At 63.1% G+C, this 16058-nt stretch carries 17 protein-coding genes and 1 tRNA gene; 5 read left to right on the plus strand and 13 right to left on the minus strand.

Features of this window, described 5'->3' with window-relative positions; genetic code table 11:
* Positions 1-33: 33 nt before the first annotated feature.
* The 4 genes from AV929_RS04735 (at position 34) to AV929_RS04750 (ending at position 3162) form a co-directional block, all read left to right on the plus strand.
* Positions 34-897, plus strand: coding sequence for a heme-copper oxidase subunit III (locus tag AV929_RS04735; RefSeq protein ID WP_008313149.1), 864 nt, complete (start codon positions 34-36; stop codon positions 895-897).
* Positions 898-939: 42 nt separating this feature from the next.
* Positions 940-1182 (plus strand): hypothetical protein, encoded by a 243-nt coding sequence (locus AV929_RS04740; protein ID WP_014040737.1) that lies wholly within the window; start codon positions 940-942, stop codon positions 1180-1182.
* 54 nt (positions 1183-1236) lie between these two features.
* On the plus strand, positions 1237-1872 hold the full coding sequence (locus AV929_RS04745; protein ID WP_050036742.1) for a PGF-CTERM sorting domain-containing protein: 636 nt from the start codon (positions 1237-1239) through the stop codon (positions 1870-1872).
* 249 nt (positions 1873-2121) lie between these two features.
* A complete protein-coding gene (locus AV929_RS04750) occupies positions 2122-3162 on the plus strand; it encodes an NAD(P)-dependent alcohol dehydrogenase (protein WP_064287586.1) in 1041 nt (346 codons plus the stop codon).
* 51 nt (positions 3163-3213) lie between these two features.
* Here the strand turns inward: AV929_RS04750 and AV929_RS04755 are convergent, their stop codons facing one another.
* From AV929_RS04755 to AV929_RS04805, 11 genes are all read right to left on the minus strand, one after another.
* The gene (locus AV929_RS04755) at positions 3214-3519 is read right to left on the minus strand and encodes a hypothetical protein (protein WP_014040740.1); all 306 of its coding nucleotides are present in this window, start codon (positions 3517-3519) and stop codon (positions 3214-3216) included.
* Between the two features lie 274 nt (positions 3520-3793).
* Positions 3794-3867: transfer RNA gene (locus AV929_RS04760), tRNA-Thr, on the minus strand.
* A gap of 78 nt (positions 3868-3945) precedes the next feature.
* A complete protein-coding gene (locus tag AV929_RS04765) occupies positions 3946-4359 on the minus strand; it encodes a universal stress protein (RefSeq protein ID WP_014040741.1) in 414 nt (137 codons plus the stop codon).
* A gap of 3 nt (positions 4360-4362) precedes the next feature.
* Positions 4363-5112: an ABC transporter ATP-binding protein gene (locus AV929_RS04770; RefSeq protein ID WP_014040742.1), complete on the minus strand. Its 750-nt coding sequence runs from the start codon at positions 5110-5112 to the stop codon at positions 4363-4365.
* Between the two features lie 2 nt (positions 5113-5114).
* The gene (locus AV929_RS04775) at positions 5115-5900 is read right to left on the minus strand and encodes an ABC transporter ATP-binding protein (RefSeq protein ID WP_064287587.1); all 786 of its coding nucleotides are present in this window, start codon (positions 5898-5900) and stop codon (positions 5115-5117) included.
* A complete protein-coding gene (locus AV929_RS04780; RefSeq protein ID WP_014040744.1) occupies positions 5893-6954 on the minus strand; it encodes a branched-chain amino acid ABC transporter permease in 1062 nt (353 codons plus the stop codon). Before AV929_RS04780 ends, AV929_RS04775 begins: the two co-directional genes overlap by 8 nt.
* Positions 6951-7838 carry a branched-chain amino acid ABC transporter permease gene (locus tag AV929_RS04785; RefSeq protein WP_014040745.1) on the minus strand — a complete coding sequence of 296 codons (888 nt, stop codon included), beginning with the start codon at positions 7836-7838 and terminating at the stop codon, positions 6951-6953. The genes AV929_RS04780 and AV929_RS04785 overlap by 4 nt, the downstream gene beginning before the upstream one ends.
* 5 nt (positions 7839-7843) lie before the next feature.
* Positions 7844-9163 (minus strand): amino acid ABC transporter substrate-binding protein, encoded by a 1320-nt coding sequence (locus AV929_RS04790; RefSeq protein WP_014040746.1) that lies wholly within the window; start codon positions 9161-9163, stop codon positions 7844-7846.
* A gap of 144 nt (positions 9164-9307) precedes the next feature.
* The gene (locus AV929_RS04795; protein ID WP_064287588.1) at positions 9308-10855 is read right to left on the minus strand and encodes a DASS family sodium-coupled anion symporter; all 1548 of its coding nucleotides are present in this window, start codon (positions 10853-10855) and stop codon (positions 9308-9310) included.
* 61 nt (positions 10856-10916) lie between these two features.
* Entirely contained in the window at positions 10917-11168 is a 252-nt protein-coding gene (locus tag AV929_RS04800; RefSeq protein WP_014040748.1) for a hypothetical protein, read from the minus strand.
* 46 nt (positions 11169-11214) lie between these two features.
* On the minus strand, positions 11215-12195 hold the full coding sequence (locus tag AV929_RS04805; RefSeq protein ID WP_064287589.1) for a class I SAM-dependent methyltransferase family protein: 981 nt from the start codon (positions 12193-12195) through the stop codon (positions 11215-11217).
* A gap of 75 nt (positions 12196-12270) precedes the next feature.
* On the opposite strand from AV929_RS04805, the gene dph5 reads away from it, so the two are divergent.
* The gene (gene dph5, locus AV929_RS04810; RefSeq protein ID WP_064287590.1) at positions 12271-13050 is read left to right on the plus strand and encodes a diphthine synthase; all 780 of its coding nucleotides are present in this window, start codon (positions 12271-12273) and stop codon (positions 13048-13050) included.
* Between the two features lie 22 nt (positions 13051-13072).
* Here dph5 and artA read toward each other — a convergent pair whose 3' ends face one another.
* Both artA and AV929_RS04820 read right to left on the minus strand, forming a co-directional pair.
* On the minus strand, positions 13073-14074 hold the full coding sequence (gene artA, locus AV929_RS04815; RefSeq protein ID WP_064287591.1) for an archaeosortase A: 1002 nt from the start codon (positions 14072-14074) through the stop codon (positions 13073-13075).
* A gap of 147 nt (positions 14075-14221) precedes the next feature.
* On the minus strand, positions 14222-16058 hold a 1837-nt coding region (locus tag AV929_RS04820; RefSeq protein ID WP_064287592.1), incomplete at its 5' end, for a BGTF surface domain-containing protein.

The following is a 16058-nucleotide window of genomic DNA, read 5'->3' on the forward strand; positions in this document are numbered from 1 at the left end:
GGCTTTTAGTATTCCGTTCGCAAGGGCCCTAGTATGAGTGTCTCCGATGAACACGCGGACGACGGGCACGGGGAGCACCACCTCCCGGCGACGGAGGACTGGCCCCACGGGTTCGGCGAGGCCAGCTGGTGGCCCTTTGTGACGGCGATCGGTGGTTCGGGCATCTACGTCAGCGCGGCCCTGCTCGTGCTTTCGATGGGCGAGAACGCACTTGTCAGCCAGACGGTCGGGGCGGGAGCGATGGCCGGGAGCGTCGGCCTCTTCCTCGTCGGCATCTACGGCTGGCTGTACCACGCCTTCGTCTCGGACTTCTGGGAGCGCGGGACGGACTACCACTCGGACAAGACGCTGAAGTTCGCCATGCTCCTGTTCCTTGGGAGCGAAATCGCCACCTTCGGCGCTGGCTTCGTGTACTACTTCATCGTGCGTGGCGGCGAAGTCTGGGCGCAGGCGGCAGTGCCAGAGGTGTTCGGCTCGCTGGTGATCGTCAACACGCTGATTCTGATCGCCAGCTCGGTGACGCTTCACTACAGCCACATCGCGCTCCGGAACGGAAACCGAAGCCGGTTCCTGAAGCTGCTGGGCGCGACGCTGCTGCTGGGCATCGTCTTCATCGGCGGGCAGGTGTACGAGTACTACGAGTTCATCGTGCACAAGGGCTTCAGCATCGGTGGCGGCATCTACGGCTCCGCCTTCTACGGTCTGACGGGACTCCACGGCCTCCACGTCACGATGGGGGCCGTGCTTCTGGGTATCGTCTTCGTCCGCGCGTACTACGGTCAGTACTCGGCTGAACGGCACACCTCCGTCTCGACAGCGTCGATGTACTGGCACTTCGTCGACATCGTCTGGATCTTCCTCGTCGTCGTGCTCTACATGGGCGCGAACCTGGTGTAGATCGCCGACGAGTTTTAGACGGCCGACACTCGTTTCACACGCATGGACCGGCTAGACGTCAGCGGGAGCTTCGACGTCCACGAGTACCGACACGGGCTCAAGCTGCTGAAAGACGACCGCGGGACGATGACGCTGTCAAACCGGAAGGGGTTCGCCTGTCCGGCCTGTGGCAACGAGTTCGAGACGCTCTTTGTCAGCGAAAAGCGGACGAACACTTTCGGAGACCCCGGGTCCCCCTTCTGTCTGGTTCGGACTGACGACCAGCTACTGGTCCTCACACATTGAGCCGAATCGGCCCCGGTAACAAGGCTTATCCCATCTGACCCGATTCGGTGAGGTATGAATCGGATTGTCCCTGCGATCGGTCTCGCTGCCCTCGTCGTCCTCTCCGGCTGTGTGACGGCGACGGTTGACTCGACAGTGGCCGGAGACGGCACAGTTTCGGAGTACGACCTGACTCTCGACATGTCCCCGTCGGTGTACGACGGCCTCCAGAGCCAGGCCCAGCAAGAGGGCTATGACTCGGTTGAAGGATATCTCCTGGCCGACGTGAACACCAGTCGGATGGCGAATCACACGTACGAACAAGAGCTTGAGGGTGAGAACGTCACGCTCTCGATGACGTTCACGGACTGGAACCCCGGCCCGGAAAGCGACGTGTCGGTCAACGCTAGCGGGGGCAACGTCACGTACGAAGACCGGACGTTCGTCACTGCGAACGAGGATACCGACGTGGCCTTCGGCGATGGCGTCGCAGTCGAGTACCAGCTGACGATGCCCGCCGACGTCTCGTCCTCGAACGCTGATATCGTTCGGAACGAGACCGCTGTCTGGGAGTACGAGGCTGACGAACCGGTCGAGGAACCGATCCGCGCGACCAGCCCCGCACCGTCGTCGGCCTTCGGCCCCGGAATGGGGATTCCCGTCGCCGTCGTGGCGCTGCTCGGGGCCGCACTGCTGGCCAGTCGGGACTGAGACTGTCGGCTGTACCTCCCTGAAGATACTCGCTACCTCGGGGTAGCAATATTCTCCACGAGATGACAGCCGGTAGTCTGTGTAGCTGAGGGCGTCACCACACGCATCGTTCCTTGCACCCGGATTCGGAGTCTACAGACGCTGGCCGGGTGGCTGATACTCTTCTCAGACAGTGGAACGGGCGATACCGTCAATATATCTGATATTTTATAATGGGCGTTTAATGTCGTTTCGCCCGGATACAGAACGATGCGCGCAGCCAGACTCCACGAGTACACGCACGACATGTCGAACGGGCTTTCGATAGACGAGGTGGACGCACCACAGGTCGCGTCGGGGGACGACGTCATCGTCGAGGTCGAAGGGGCCGGCTGGTGCCAGACTGACAATCACATCATCGAGGGGATGTGGGACCAGTACGTCCCGCAGGACCTCCCGATGACGCTGGGCCACGAGAACGCCGGGACAGTCGTCGAGACCGGCGACGACGTCGATATCGTCTCGGAAGGCGACCAGGTCATCTGTCATCCGGTCCAGACCTGTGGCACCTGCCGACCGTGCCGGCAAGGTGAGACGATGTACTGCGAGAACGACGCGTTCAACGGCCTGACGACCGACGGCGGCTTCGCCGACCAGCTACTGACCAGCGACCGGTCGGTCATCCCGCTGCCCGGGGGCGTTGACCCGGCCGACATCGCCCCGCACGCCGACGCCGGTATCACGGCCTACCACGCGGCGAAGAAAGCCGTCGACGGACTCAATCCGGGCGACACTGCGGTCGTCATCGGTATCGGCGGGCTCGGACACATCGGTCTCCAGTGTCTCGACGCGATGTGTGCCGCCGACCTCATCGCCGTCGACATCAAGCAGTCCGCCCGCGACCTCGCTGACGACCTCGGCGCACACTACACCATCGACCCCGAAAGCGAAGACGTCGCCAGCGAGGTCGAGGCCATCAGCGACGGCGTCGGCGCGGCGCAGGTGCTCGATTTCGTCGGGGCCGACGAGACGACGGCGCTCGCGCCCGATATCTGTGCCGCCGGCGGCGACCACCACATCATCGGCTACGGCGGCCACATCCACGAACCCGCACAGGCGCTCGTCAACGGCGAGTTCGCCTATCAGGGCAACATCGTCGGCCAGTACACCGAGCTGCAGGAACTGGTCGCGCTCGTCGAGCGCGGCGCGGTCGACCTGCACACGACCCAGTACGACCTGGGCGAGGTAAACACCGTCGCACAGATGCTCGAAAACCGAGAGATCGACGGTCGGGCAGTCATCACGCCCTGAATGGCCTGTGTTGCGGTGTCGTATCGCCGGACAGGGCACCCTTCTTTCGGCTCACCGACCGTCGGCGCGAGTCTGTTCCGCGTCCTCGGCCAGGTCGTGATAGCACCTGAGAAACGCGTCCCGGCTCACGGTCCCGGCACCGGCCGCTTCGAGTCGGTCTTCCAGCCCGCTCCGGTCGACGTGCCAGCACTCCTTGTAGCAGGGCTTGCACAGGTACTCGAAGGACTTGCCGTCGCGGTTCCAGCGGTCCCCGTACTTGTCGTATTCCCGGGCATCCGACCGGGCGACCGTTTCACCGCAGGCGATGCAACAGACGTCTTCGTCGGTGGCGCGATGCCAGGCGTTTCTGAAATCCATCAGACCCACACTCCGTCTAACTGTCCGCAAGTGTGTCTGTCGTGCCGCTCTCGCCCGTACACCGCAGTACCCGCCGGTAATCCGTACTGTGTGCCCATCGTTTACGGCTAGAAGTACCGTCCAGCAGCCCGTCGCCATATCGCATCACTGATGAGGGTCGTTTTTATGCGGCTCACGGAGCACCGTCGGGATAGCGACGCAACACCTACGGCTGCCGACAAGTCGTCTTCGGTAGAGAACGCGGCTAACTCGCAGAACGGCATTCGAAAAGGGAAGCCGGTGGAGGGATTTGAACCCTCGGCCTAATCCTTACGAAGGATTCGCTCTGCCAGTCTGAGCTACACCGGCGCCGTACTCGCGTACATCAGTTGTTGGACGCATAACCGCAATAAGGATTGCGAATCGGGACCACCGAGAGAGACGTTCTCACTCCGCTCGGGACCCGACGACGGTGACCGGGTCGTCCGCCTCGAGCAGGACCTGCTGGGAGACGCTCCCGAACACGGCCTTGCCGGTCGGCGACCGCTTTCTGGACCCCATGACGATCTGGTCGACGTCGAACTCCTCGGCCAGATCGATGATGCCGTCCGCAGGCGGCTGCTGACCCTCAGCCAGCTGGACATCGACGTCGTGGTCTTCGAGGTAGTCACGCACGAGGCGCACTGTCGAGATCCGCTCGACGTTGCGTATCTCCTCGGGCGCTTCCGCCTCTTCCTTGGTCAGTGCGTGCGTGATCACGGCCTCGACGTCGGTCTCAGCAGCCGGTAGCTCCGCGACGAAGGCGGCCTGGCCGCGGGCGCGGTCCTCATCGGCGTCGACGGGGACGAGTATTGTGTACATATTTTACCCTCCTAGATACAAGCGTCCGACTTCCTCGTCGTTAAGCAGTTCGGTCCCCGTGCCGGTGAACTTGATTTCCCCGCTCGCGAGCACGAAGCCGCGGTCGGCGATAGAGAGGCCCTTTTCAGCGTTCTGTTCGACGAGCAGGATGGTCGTTCCGAGGTCGTTGAGTTGCTCGATGCGCTCGAATACGTCGTCGATGAACCGCGGCTCGAGTCCGATAGACGGCTCGTCGAGCATCATCACGTCCGGTTCGACCATCAGCGCGCGGGCCAATTCCAGCAGGCGACGCTGGCCGCCCGAGAGAGTACCGGCTGACTGGCTCCGGAGGTCGGCGAGCACTGGGAACTCCTCGTACAGTTCCTCGGCGCGGGCAGCGGCGCGGTCGTCGTCGTTGAACACGTAGCCGCCCATCAGCATGTTCTCGTGGACACTCATCCCCGGAAAGACGCTGGCGTCCTGCAGGACGTAGCTCATCCCGTTGGCGAGGTTCTGCTGGGGCGACCGGCCGGTGATCTCCTGGCCGCGGAACGACACCGTCCCGGACTGGACATCCGCGAACCCGTAGATGCTCTTCATGAGGGTGGACTTCCCGGAGCCGTTCGGACCGATAAGGCAGGCGACCTGTTCGTCCTCGACGGCGATGCTCACGTCGTGCAACACGGTGGTGTTGCCGTAGCCGGCCGTGACGTTTTCCATCCGGAGCACCGGGTCCTCGGTCGGGTCGCTCGTTGCGTCTGGTGTTGATGCCATACTCACTCCCTCCCGAGGTACGCGTCGAGTACGCGCTGGTCGTTCTGAATCTCTTCGGGCGTCCCGTTGGCGATGCGCTCGCCGTGGGCCAGGACGTAGATGCGGTCGGCGATGTCCATGACGAAGTCCATGTTGTGTTCGATGAGGAAGATGGTCGACTCCTGCTCCTCGTTGGCGTTACGGATGTACTCGATGAGGTTCCCCAGCATCGAGGGGTTGATGCCGCCTGCCGGTTCGTCCATCAGCAGGATTTCGGGCTCCGACATCAGCTCCATGGCGAACTCCAGTAGCTTCTGTTGGCCGAAGCTCATCCGTCCGGCGCGGGTCTCCGATAGCCCCCCGAGGTCAACGTAGTCAAGCAGTTCGTCCGTCCGGGAGAGCAGCGAGCTATCCGGGCGGCGCAGGAGACTACCGACGTTCGCGCCGCCCTCCTGGGCCGCAAGCAGCAGGTTCTCGCGGACGGTCATGTCGCCGAAGATCCGGGTTTCCTGGAACATGCGCCCCAGGCCGGCCCGCGCGATCTTGTGCTCGGGCCAGTCCGTCACGTCCTCGCCTTGCAGGTAGACCCGGCCCTCGTCGGGCGTCAGCGTCCCGGTGATACAGTTGAACAGCGTGGACTTGCCGGCACCGTTCGGCCCGATGAGGCCGACGATTTCGCCACTGTGGATCTCGACGTCCACGTTGTCGACGGCGGTCAGGCCGCCGAAGCGCTTCGTGACGCCGTCGGTCCGCAACACCGCACGGTCGCTGTCCGTGACAGCTGTCGAACCGCTGTCCGCTTTACTCATCGGCGTTCACCTCCTGGTCGTCAGTGTCCGTGGCGGCCATGCCGCCGTGCTTGTAGTAGTCCATCTGGCTGGCGTATTCGCTGAGCGTTCCGACGACCCCCTTGGGGAAGCCAATGACCGTGACGATGACGGCTCCACCAAGCAGGACCAGCTGCCACCCGACGGCGTACGTCTCCACGAGTTCGATGATGGTGTGGAGGCCGAACGCACCGATGACGGGGCCGGCAACGGTACCGGACCCGCCAAGCAGCGCCATCGCGATCAGCTCCACGTTCCACGCGCCGTTGTAGGCCGTCTGGGGGTCGATGAACGTGTTGAACAGGCTGTACGCCGCACCGGCAAAGCCCGTGAACAGGCCGGCCAGCATCCACGCGGCCGTCTTGTAGTACGTGGTGTTGAACCCCATCGCTGTGGCCTTCTCCTCGTCGTCCCGGATGGCGTTCAGGACGAAGCCAAAGCGCGTCCCGGAGAGGTAGTAGACGAGCGCCATCTCGACCACGAGGACGCCCAGGAACAGGTAGTAGAAGGTCTCGGCCGAGGGCGTCTCCAGCAGTATCTTCCCGCTGGCGCCACCGGTGATGTCGAGGATGCGAGAGACCTGCTGGGCGACCAGCAGGACGCCCAGCGTCGCGATGGCGAAGTAGTGGCCGCGGAGTCGGAGCACGACGATGCCGATGATGGCTGCGAAGGTGACGGCGAGCAAGCCGGCCAGCAGGAACGCGACCGGGAACGCGACAGCGAAGTCTTTCGTCAGGATAGCCGTCGCGTACGCCCCGATACCGAAGAAGGCCATGTTTCCGAAACTGGGATAGCCGGTCTGTCCGCCGACGATGTCCCAGGACAGCGCCAGGATGGCGAACAGGAACATCTCGGACAGCACTGTCATGAAGTAGCCGCCCTCCAGTCCGAGCACGGGGAACGAAGCCGCAATCAGCGTCCCAAGACCGAGGAGCGCCCAGCCGTAGTCGTCACAGGTCCCGAGGAACCGATCGACCTGTTCCGGCGGGAGGATCGACCGCAGGACGCCGCTCGAATCCTCGTCGGTCGTGCTCATTGTTCAGCCCCCTGGCCGAACAGACCCCTCGGTTTGAGGATGAGCAAGACGATGAGCAGCGAGAAGCTCACAGCGAGCGTCCACTGAGAGGAAATAAAGCCTGCGACCAGTTCCTCGACCGACCCGAGCAACAGGCCCCCGATGAGTGCGCCGGGGATGCTCCCGACGCCGCCAAACACCACGATGATGAAGCTCTTGAGCGTGTAGATGAGCCCCATCTGTGGCTGGATGTTCAGGATGACAGCGATGAACGCGCCGATACCGCCGGCGATAGCCGATGAGACGCCGAAGGTCACCGCGCGGGTGTGTTCGACGTCGATGCCGACCAGCGCCGCGGCCTCGGGGTTCTGCGAGACGGCCCGTATCGCTCGTCCGGTCCGCGTTTTCTGGAGGAACACGTACATGAGCGCGGTGAGAACGAGCGCGCCCGCGAAGGCGACGAGTTTCATCTTGGGGACGACGATGCCAGCGAGGTTCACCGACGGGTCCGCGAAGCTGACCTGAATGGACCGCGGGTTCGCCGACCACGCCTGTATCGCCAGTTGCTGGATGGCGATGCTCGCGCCGAAGGTCACCAATAGCGTGAGGAAGATGTCGGTCCCGATGACCCGCGACACCAGCGTCCGCTGGAGCGCGTACCCGATGCCGAACAGCACGGCGATGGCGACCGGGATGGTCGCCAGGAACAGGAGCGGCGACCCCTCCGCGTTCCCGGTGACCAGGGTTAGCATCCAGTAGGAGGTGTATCCACCGAGCATCACCATCTCGCCGTGGGCGAGGTTGATGATGTCGACGACGCCCCAGATGAGCGCGAATCCGACCGCCACGCCTGCAAACAGTGCCCCGACCAGCAGGCCGTTGACGACGAATTGGGTGGCAGCCATCGCTCTCAGCGCTCGCTCCAGTCAGGCATCGGGTACACCGGATCGGACTGCGCCACGTTGTCCGGGTACACTATCTGGAGGTCGGACTCGGGCTGCCACTGGTAGACCAGCATGTTCTTGTCGATGACGCCGCTGTCGTCGAAGGCGACGGTGCCGTACACCGTCGAGAACTCGGCCTGTCGAATGTGGTCCCGGACCGCCGTCGGGTTGAGTTCGTCGACGTTCTGGAAGGCGTTCATGTACGTGAGGATGACGGCTTCACCGGCCGCACTGTGGTAGTCCGGCGTGTAGTCGTAGTTCTCCTCGATGGCCGAGACAAAGTCCCCGGTCTTGCCATACACCGGGTCGTCGAAATCGGCGTTGACTGCCCACGAGGACGGCCCGTACATATAGTCGCCGTTCGCGCCGGCCTCGTCTTTGAACGATTCGTTGAGGCTTCCGACGGTCCCCATCGCTGCGTCGACGTTGACGTCCTGGCTCTCCATCTGGTTGGCCAGGATGATGTTGTGCTTCTGGTGGGCACACAGCAGGAGGATGTCGGCCTCGCTGTCCCGAACCTTTCCGAGGTTGGTCGAGAGGTCCGACGTGTCCGAGGGGAACGTCTGGTCGACAACCAGTTCCAAATCCGTGTTGCTGATTTTGTTACGTGCGCCCTCCGCGGTCGACTGGCTGAACGTGCCGTCTTCCGCGAGGATCGCGATGGACTCCGGCGTCGAGTCCTGTGCGAGGCACATGTCGATGTAGCTCTTGGCGTACTTGTTCGCCGTCGGCAGGAGGCCGAAGATCCACTCGTTGCCCTGTGCGAATATCTCCGGGCTCGCACCGCCACCCTCGACCATCGGCTTCTGGTTCTGTGCGGCCACGGCGCTGGCGGGCAGGGTCACCGTACTGGAGTACGGTCCGAGCAGGTAGTCGATGCCCTCGCGGTCGATGAGTTCCTGGTAGATAGACTTCGACTGGGAGGCGTCTGTCCCGTCGTCACGGAGAATCATCTCCAGTTCGTAGGTGTTGCCGTCCCCGGCCTCAACCCCGCCGGACTCATTAATGCGCTGGATGGTCAGCTCGTAGGCGTCTTTATACAGCTGGCCGAGGTCGGCGTTGTCCCCAGTGAGACTCATCGAACCGCCGAGCTTGATGACGTTCATCCCGCCATCGCTATCCCCGGTGGACCCGCCGTCACTACCGTCACCGCCACCACCGCCATCGCCCCCGTCACTACTACCGTCGCCACCGTCACCGGAACAGCCAGCGAGGCCGGTCAGTCCGAGGACACCTGTACTTCCTGCCACCTTCAGAAACGCGCGTCGGTCTTGTTTTCCAGTCATAGGTCGGTTTACGCCCGTGTATCAATGATACACGGCCTGTACGTTCCGTTGTGACATACCCTATTAAATGTTAAGGATAGTGTGGCGAGGTAGGACGTATACGTAGAAGTACGTCCTCAAGAACAATCGACACCGCAGACCGGCCTACCAGAGTACGCGGGGCCAGAGGACCGCGAAGGAAACGAGGACGAGTGCCGTCAACACGAGCGTCATCAGGACGTTCAGTACGACGCCGGCCCGAATCATGTCCCGTTGCTCCAGGTGGCCGCTGCCGAAGACGATAGCGTTCGGCGGGGTGGCGACGGGGAGCGCGAACGCGAAACTCGCCGCGACAGCCCCGGTAACGGTCAGCGTGACGGCTGCCTGTACCGGTTCGACGCCGAGTGTTCCAGCGAGCACACTTCCGAGGCCGATGAGGACCGGGGCGAGTATCGTCGTCGTCGCCGTGTTCGAGGACAGTTCCGTCACCAGCACGGTGAAGACGACGACGGCGAGCACGACGAGGACCAGCGGCGCGCCGACCAGCGTGTCGAAGACAGTGCGTGCGAGCCACGTCGTCGCCTCGGTTTCGGCCAGCGCGTCCGCCAGCGAGATGCCGCCGCCGAACAGGATGATGGTACCCCAATCGATGTCGACCAGGTTCTCCCAGTCGTCAGCCCCCGAGAGGACGAGTGCCGGGATAGCGAGCAGTCCGACCACCACGAGGTACAGGACGCCGCGGTGGCCCGTCAGACCGAACACTGTCTCGCCCGTGCCGCCGAACAGCGTCACGAACACCGGTCCAGGGAGGAGTCCCTCGAACAGGAACCCGAGCCCGCCGAGAATCCACAGGCCCGCCGTAGCCGCAAAAATATACGCCGCGCGCCGGCCGCTTTCGGACAGTGGCCCCTCCTCTTCGAGGTACGTGTTCGCCTGCGCTTTTGCCCCACTCACGTCCTCGACCTCCGGGGGGTACAGCCAGAACGTCAGGACGTACCACGTCAGCGGGAGGGTCAACACGACGATGGGGAGCCCGACGGCCAGCCACTGTACGAACGATATCTCGACGCCGATGAGCCTGTCGAGAAACGCCACGGCGACGACGTTTGGCGGCGTACCGATGAGGGTGCCAACCCCGCCGACGCTCGCTGCGTAGGCCGTGCCGAGCAAGGTCGCGATTCGCATGTTCGACGCCTCGCCGTCGGGGACATCTCGGCCGACGACCTCAGCAAGCACACCCAGTGCGACGGGCGTCATCATCGCCGTCGTCGCCGTGTTCGACACCCACATCGAGAGAAACGCCGTCGCGACCATGATTGCCAGGATGAGCAGCCGCGGCGACCGCCCCATCCAGCCAATGAGGTGCAGGGCGATCCGGCGGTCGATGTTGTGGGTCTGGAGTGCCTTCGCGAGCATGAACCCCGCCACGAACAGGTAGATGAGCGGGTCGGCAAAGCCCGATAGCGCGGCCTCCATCTCGGTGTAGATACCGAACACTGTCAGCAACACCGGTATCAGCAGCGCCGTTACCGGGAGCGGCAGGGCGTCCGTGACCCAGAGAATCGCCGCAAACGCCATGGTCGCCAGCGCGTACTGGGCGGCGATGTCGAGTCCGGGTGGCGTCGGGGCTGCGGCTATCGCGGCCGTCGAGGCGAGCGCGACGAGGATCGCCCCTGCCGTTCGCCGCGGTCGCGTTCGGCCCGACCAGGTCATGGCCGACCCCGCTGGCCAGCCGCCGCGTCTCGGCGTCCGTGGAATATCCGTTCAGTCATGGTTAGAAGTTCGAAACCAGTACGCGCACCTGTTCGTTGGTCAGTTCCGAACGGTACAGTTCGAACAACACTTCGAGTCGTTGCTCCGAGAGACTCCGGTTGTTGTTCTCCAGCATCGAGATGTGAGCCTGCATGATGTCGTCGATTTCCACTTCGACCTCCCGCTGGCCGAACCCCGCCGCAACGCGGAGGAGACGCCACGCTGTCGGCGAGATGTCGTGGATGTCGATGTTGTCATCCTCGCTCACCTCCATCTGCTACTATTCCCCACCATCAGACGAATGAACATAACTGTTCGTTTCAGCGCGTCAGTCGAACGTCGAGCACGACGTTGTGTTCCTTCGGGGCATACGACCGGACGGTGTGGCGCGTTTCGACCGTCACGTCGTAGGCCGGCTCCGCAGCCGCCCGAATCGCTCGCTCGCCGGGCCCGAACAGGTCGTCCTCGTGCTGGATATCGTAGTAGTGAAAGACACAGTCGTCAGCCGCCAGGCGGACGGCGGTCTCCAGAAACTCGTCGGCGCTATGGGGCAGATTCATCACGACGCGGTCGGCCCAGTCCTCGTACTCTCCGGCGACCTCTCGTACGTCGCCACAGATGCCCGTCACGCGGTCGGCGACGCCGTTGCGCTGTGCGTTCGCCCGGAGGTACTCGATTGCCGTCTCGTTGATGTCTGTTCCGATGCAGGTCGCGCCGCGTTTAGCGAACGGAATCGCGAACGGGCCGACGCCCGCGAACATGTCGAAGGCCTGCTCGCCCTCGCTGACCTGTTCGGTGACACGATGGCGCTCTGTCGCCAGCCGTGGCGAGAAGTACACCTCGGCGAGGTCGAGGTCGAACGTGCAGCCGTACTCTCGGTGGGTGACTTCCGTCCCCTCACCAGCGAGTACGTCCCAGTCCCGGACCCGCTGTTCGCCTTTGATCTTCGACGCGCGGTTCAACACCGCTCGCACGGGCAGGTCTGAATCCATAATCGCGTCGGCAATCGCCCGCGCCCGGTCGGCGTCGTCCTCGTCGACAATCGCGACGTCGCCGATGCGCTCGTAGCTCGGGTCGAAGTCGAGTCCGTCGGCCGGCATCGTCTGGCCTTCGCGGACCGGCGGGTCTGCCTCCACGACGGTGAGGTCCGACGGCACCGCTGTGGGATCAGTGACGGGGACGTACAGTTGTCCGTCGACGACCGTGATGTCGTAGCCGTCGTCGACGAGGTTTGCTTCGGCGAGGCGTTGGCGCGTCTCTTCGCCGGCCTCGCGGGAAACGCGAACGCAGGGAACGCCCATACTCACACTCTCCGACCGCGGGCGGTAAGCCTGACGCTTCGCGCCCTTTATGCCCGACGGCGACCCACTCCGGATATGCTCACATTCGTCGGGCTGGGCCTCTACGACGAGCGCTCGGTCACGGTCGCCGGCCGCGACGCCATCCGAGACGCCGACCGGGTGTTCGCGGAGTTCTACACGAGTCGGCTGGTTGGTACCGACCTCGAAACGCTAGAGGACGTACTGGAGACGAGTATCGAAGTCAGGGACCGCGCCGGCATCGAGCAGGACCCCGAACCGATTCTCGAAGCCGCCGAGAGCGAAGATGTCGTCTTCTGTACTGCCGGGGATACGATGGTCTCGACGACACACACCGACCTCCGACTCCGCGCTGCTGACCGCGGTCTCGAAACCCGAATCGTCCACGGAACGACAGCCCAGACGGCCGCCGGCTCACTGACTGGCTTACAGAACTACCGCTTCGGGAAGGCGACGACCCTCCCGTTCGAGGACGCTCACGGCGGTGACGGCGTCCCGGATAGCGTCGTCGCCACCATCGAGGACAACCGGGAGCGGGACCTGCACACGCTAGTCTATCTCGACATCAAGGTCGACGACCCCCACTGGGACGAGAGTGACGACACGTACATGACTGCCAGCAAGGCCGCCGCCATGCTATCCGAGCCGTTCCCCGACACGCTCGGCGTCGTCGTGGCCAGAGCCGGTAGCCCGGACCCGCTGGTGGCCGCCGATACGCTCGACGCTCTCGCCGCACAGTCATTCGGCGAGCCGCTACATTTGCTCGTCATTCCCGGTTCGCTCCACCCGCTCGAAGCTGACGCACTGGAATCGATTGCTGGAGCAGAATTAGAATAACGGCCGTTCCTCCCGACGCAGTTCAGTCGTCACCAGGCGTTGCAGGACCCGACTCCGACTGGTTCTTTTCGAACGCCGTTCCGAGGTCGTACTCCGTGCCAGTCACCAGGAAGAGGAGGTCCTCGACGATGACCGTGAGTTCCGGTAGCTCCCGCATCAGCACCCACGTCAGCCCGACGAGAACGATGACGGAGCCAAACTGCGCCAGCATCCGGTCGACGATGTAGTAGGACACCAGCTGTGCGTCGCTGAGGCCGAACAGCGCCATGACCGTTCCCGGGAAGAACTGCGCCTTCTGCAGGCCAAACGCCAGCGCGATTCCGAGGTTCCGGATGAGGTTCAGTACGTAGATGATACCGACGGCAACGACCAGCACGCGGAGCTTCCGCCGCCACGGCGCCTTGACCGCCAGTATTCCGCCGGCGAAGATAGATATACTCCCGATACCCGTACAGGCCAGAATGATGGTGTACGTTATCGGCCGCTCGTTCCCGCCGAACCAGAACGTGTTTTCGTAGGGGTACTGCTTCGAGGCGATATCGATGCCGTTGTGCGAGAGCCCGTCGACTACCACCGGGTCGTAGCCCAGTACGGTCATGAGGAAGGAGACCTGCCCGGTGACGATCTCGATGATGGTCTGGCGGAGCGGCCCGATGGTGAGAAACGGTACGTAGATGACGCCCATGAGGCCGATTGCCCGGGTCAACACCAGCAGCGACTCGCGGCCGTTCCAGAGCAGATAGCCGGTGTACAGCGACAGGGGGACGGCGATGACGCTCCCCAAGCCCTCGACGACGCTCTTCTGTATCAGAATGAAATGCGGGGCCAAGACGAGCCAGTATGCTGCGAACAAAGCCCAGCCGACTGTTCCGACGGGACGGGCCAGTCGCTCGTCGTACTGGGCGACAGCCACGCTTCCCAGAAACGCCGCGAGAACGAGCCACATCAGCGGTTCCGAGACTGTGACCGGGTCGAACGACAGTCCAGCGATGTCGACGCCTGCCTGCAGGACTGTCTCACTCATTGCTCGTACGTTGGCCAAACCGGCGTATATGTTTTGTCGTTGCGCTACTGTGCGGTGTCGTCGTCAGACCGACCTATCGACAGTGCCGCCGCTACCCACGTAGCGCGCGAAAGAAAGAACGGTGTTCAGAGACCGGAGCTGTTCCGGTTAGTTGTCGCGTCGGACGGCGAGGAGCGCAGCGGCGACGAGTGCGATGAGCGCGATGGCTGCCGTGAAGCCGGGACCTTCCGCGGCGGTGGTCTCGGATTCATCGGTTGCCGGCTCATCGGTTGCCGGTGCGTCAGTTTCCTCTTCGGTTTCGGCTTCCGTTTCGGTTTCCGTTTCGGTTTCCGTGTCCGGTGCTTCAGTCTGCTCTTCCTCGACGATGGTCACGTTCGCACTGTCCGTCACGGCAGAGCCGTTCTGGGTGTACGGATCGTCATCGCCGGGGAAGTCGTACGCTTCGTTGCCGTTGGTGTCCTGGTGCGGCATCGCGACCGCAGTGAAGTCCTCGTCCATCGGCTCGTCGAGCGTAACCGTGATGTCCTCGTGGCTGCCTGCCCCGAGGTACTCGGAGTTCCCGACGACGTCGCCGGATGCGTTACCGGCGTGGATTGCGATGAAGCCACCCTCGGACAGCTGTGCGCTGTCGACGACGACTTCGCTACCGTCGGATTCCTGCTCGCTGATGCTCACAGTAGCCGTGTCGGCTTCGACGATACGGCCATCTTCCTCGTCGCTGAAGTCAGAGTCACCGTCGACGTCCAGCGTCTGGACGGTGAAGTTCGTTCCAGCGGAGTAGTCGCTGAAGTCGGCCGTGGCGGTGTACGTACCGTCAGCGGCGACATCAGTTTCGGGGCGGAGGACGAACGGGTTCGCGTCACTCTCGGACTCCATCTCGACTTCGAGCTCGGAGCCAGGTGCGACGTTCGTCTCACCGGTCACTTCCTGACCAGTGGCGGCCGAGACCGTAACGACGCCGCTGTCGTCAAGGTCCAGTGTGGCGTCGCGCTCGGACGTGGTGTAGATCGCGCTGTCGCTGTTCCGGTCGTCGGTCAGCGGACCTTCTCGGACGGAGAAGGTAGCGTTGAGGCGCGTGTCTTCTTCTTTGACAATCGTCTTGCCGTTTTCGAACACAACATCGCTCGTGTCAACAGCGACGAAGTAGGTGTTGTTGTCCGGGTCGTCGACAACAGTTACCGCGTCACTGCTGTTCGAGAAGTCAATCGGGTTCGCGTCAGCGTTTGCACCGACGTCGGTCCGGTTGACGTAGAGTCGAAGACCGGACGTCGTCGCGTCACTGTCGTTGATGCGGTATGGCGTGGTATCGGTCGCTGCGAGGAACGCCTCAGTAACATCAGAGGCACTTCCGTCTTCCTGCTCGTATTCGAGCGCACCCTCGATACCGGATGCCTGAATTTCGTGGACGACAACGTCCTCAGCTGCGACGTCGTCGGACTGCGTGAGGTTCTCACCGACGCGGTCGTAGATGTCGACATCATCGTCGTCGATATCTGCGTCGCTCGGTGCAGCCCACGTCTGGATATTTTCAACGGAGTTCTCGTTGAGTCGGAGCGTTCCAACCGTGTCGGGGCTGGTGACATCCGGGGAGGTCCCGGCGGTCACGTTCATCGAGTAGGAGCCTGCTTCGAGCGTGTCTCCACTCAGGCTACCTCGGGTGTAGTCGCCACCCTCCTTGATGTTGTCAATGTCGTCGTCACCAGGCACGCTGAGAACCGTACTATCGCTGTAGTTTCCAGCGGTGTAGCTGTTGAACTGAACGGTAACTTCGCCGTCACCGTTGTCGTCCTCAAGCTGGCCCTGGATGTAGTAGTTGTCGTCGTTCTCGTCGCCGATGTTGATGACGGCGTCCTCGGTGTTGTCAACCTGCACCGTGATGTTGACAACGTCGCCAATGTTGTCCTGAACGGTCGAGCTTTCGAAGCTTGCCTCACCGTCGTCGGACTCGGAGACGTTGATCTGGTCGGATTCGGCGGAGACGCCG

The organism is Haloarcula sp. K1 (assembly GCF_001647155.1).
Taxonomy (GTDB): domain Archaea; phylum Halobacteriota; class Halobacteria; order Halobacteriales; family Haloarculaceae; genus Haloarcula; species Haloarcula hispanica.

Coding starts and splice junctions, on each gene's coding strand:
- AV929_RS04740 (WP_014040737.1), top strand. CDS start 940: ATGGACCGGCTAGACGTCAGCGGGAGCTTCGACGTCCACGAGTACCGA.
- dph5 (WP_064287590.1), top strand. CDS start 12,271: ATGCTCACATTCGTCGGGCTGGGCCTCTACGACGAGCGCTCGGTCACG.
- artA (WP_064287591.1), bottom strand. CDS start 14,074: ATGAGTGAGACAGTCCTGCAGGCAGGCGTCGACATCGCTGGACTGTCG.
- AV929_RS04755 (WP_014040740.1), bottom strand. CDS start 3,519: ATGGATTTCAGAAACGCCTGGCATCGCGCCACCGACGAAGACGTCTGT.
- AV929_RS04770 (WP_014040742.1), bottom strand. CDS start 5,112: ATGGCATCAACACCAGACGCAACGAGCGACCCGACCGAGGACCCGGTG.
- AV929_RS04750 (WP_064287586.1), top strand. CDS start 2,122: ATGCGCGCAGCCAGACTCCACGAGTACACGCACGACATGTCGAACGGG.
- AV929_RS04735 (WP_008313149.1), top strand. CDS start 34: ATGAGTGTCTCCGATGAACACGCGGACGACGGGCACGGGGAGCACCAC.
- AV929_RS04785 (WP_014040745.1), bottom strand. CDS start 7,838: ATGGCTGCCACCCAATTCGTCGTCAACGGCCTGCTGGTCGGGGCACTG.
- AV929_RS04790 (WP_014040746.1), bottom strand. CDS start 9,163: ATGACTGGAAAACAAGACCGACGCGCGTTTCTGAAGGTGGCAGGAAGT.
- AV929_RS04745 (WP_050036742.1), top strand. CDS start 1,237: ATGAATCGGATTGTCCCTGCGATCGGTCTCGCTGCCCTCGTCGTCCTC.
- AV929_RS04775 (WP_064287587.1), bottom strand. CDS start 5,900: ATGAGTAAAGCGGACAGCGGTTCGACAGCTGTCACGGACAGCGACCGT.
- AV929_RS04800 (WP_014040748.1), bottom strand. CDS start 11,168: ATGGAGGTGAGCGAGGATGACAACATCGACATCCACGACATCTCGCCG.
- AV929_RS04780 (WP_014040744.1), bottom strand. CDS start 6,954: ATGAGCACGACCGACGAGGATTCGAGCGGCGTCCTGCGGTCGATCCTC.
- AV929_RS04805 (WP_064287589.1), bottom strand. CDS start 12,195: ATGGGCGTTCCCTGCGTTCGCGTTTCCCGCGAGGCCGGCGAAGAGACG.
- AV929_RS04795 (WP_064287588.1), bottom strand. CDS start 10,855: ATGACCTGGTCGGGCCGAACGCGACCGCGGCGAACGGCAGGGGCGATC.
- AV929_RS04765 (WP_014040741.1), bottom strand. CDS start 4,359: ATGTACACAATACTCGTCCCCGTCGACGCCGATGAGGACCGCGCCCGC.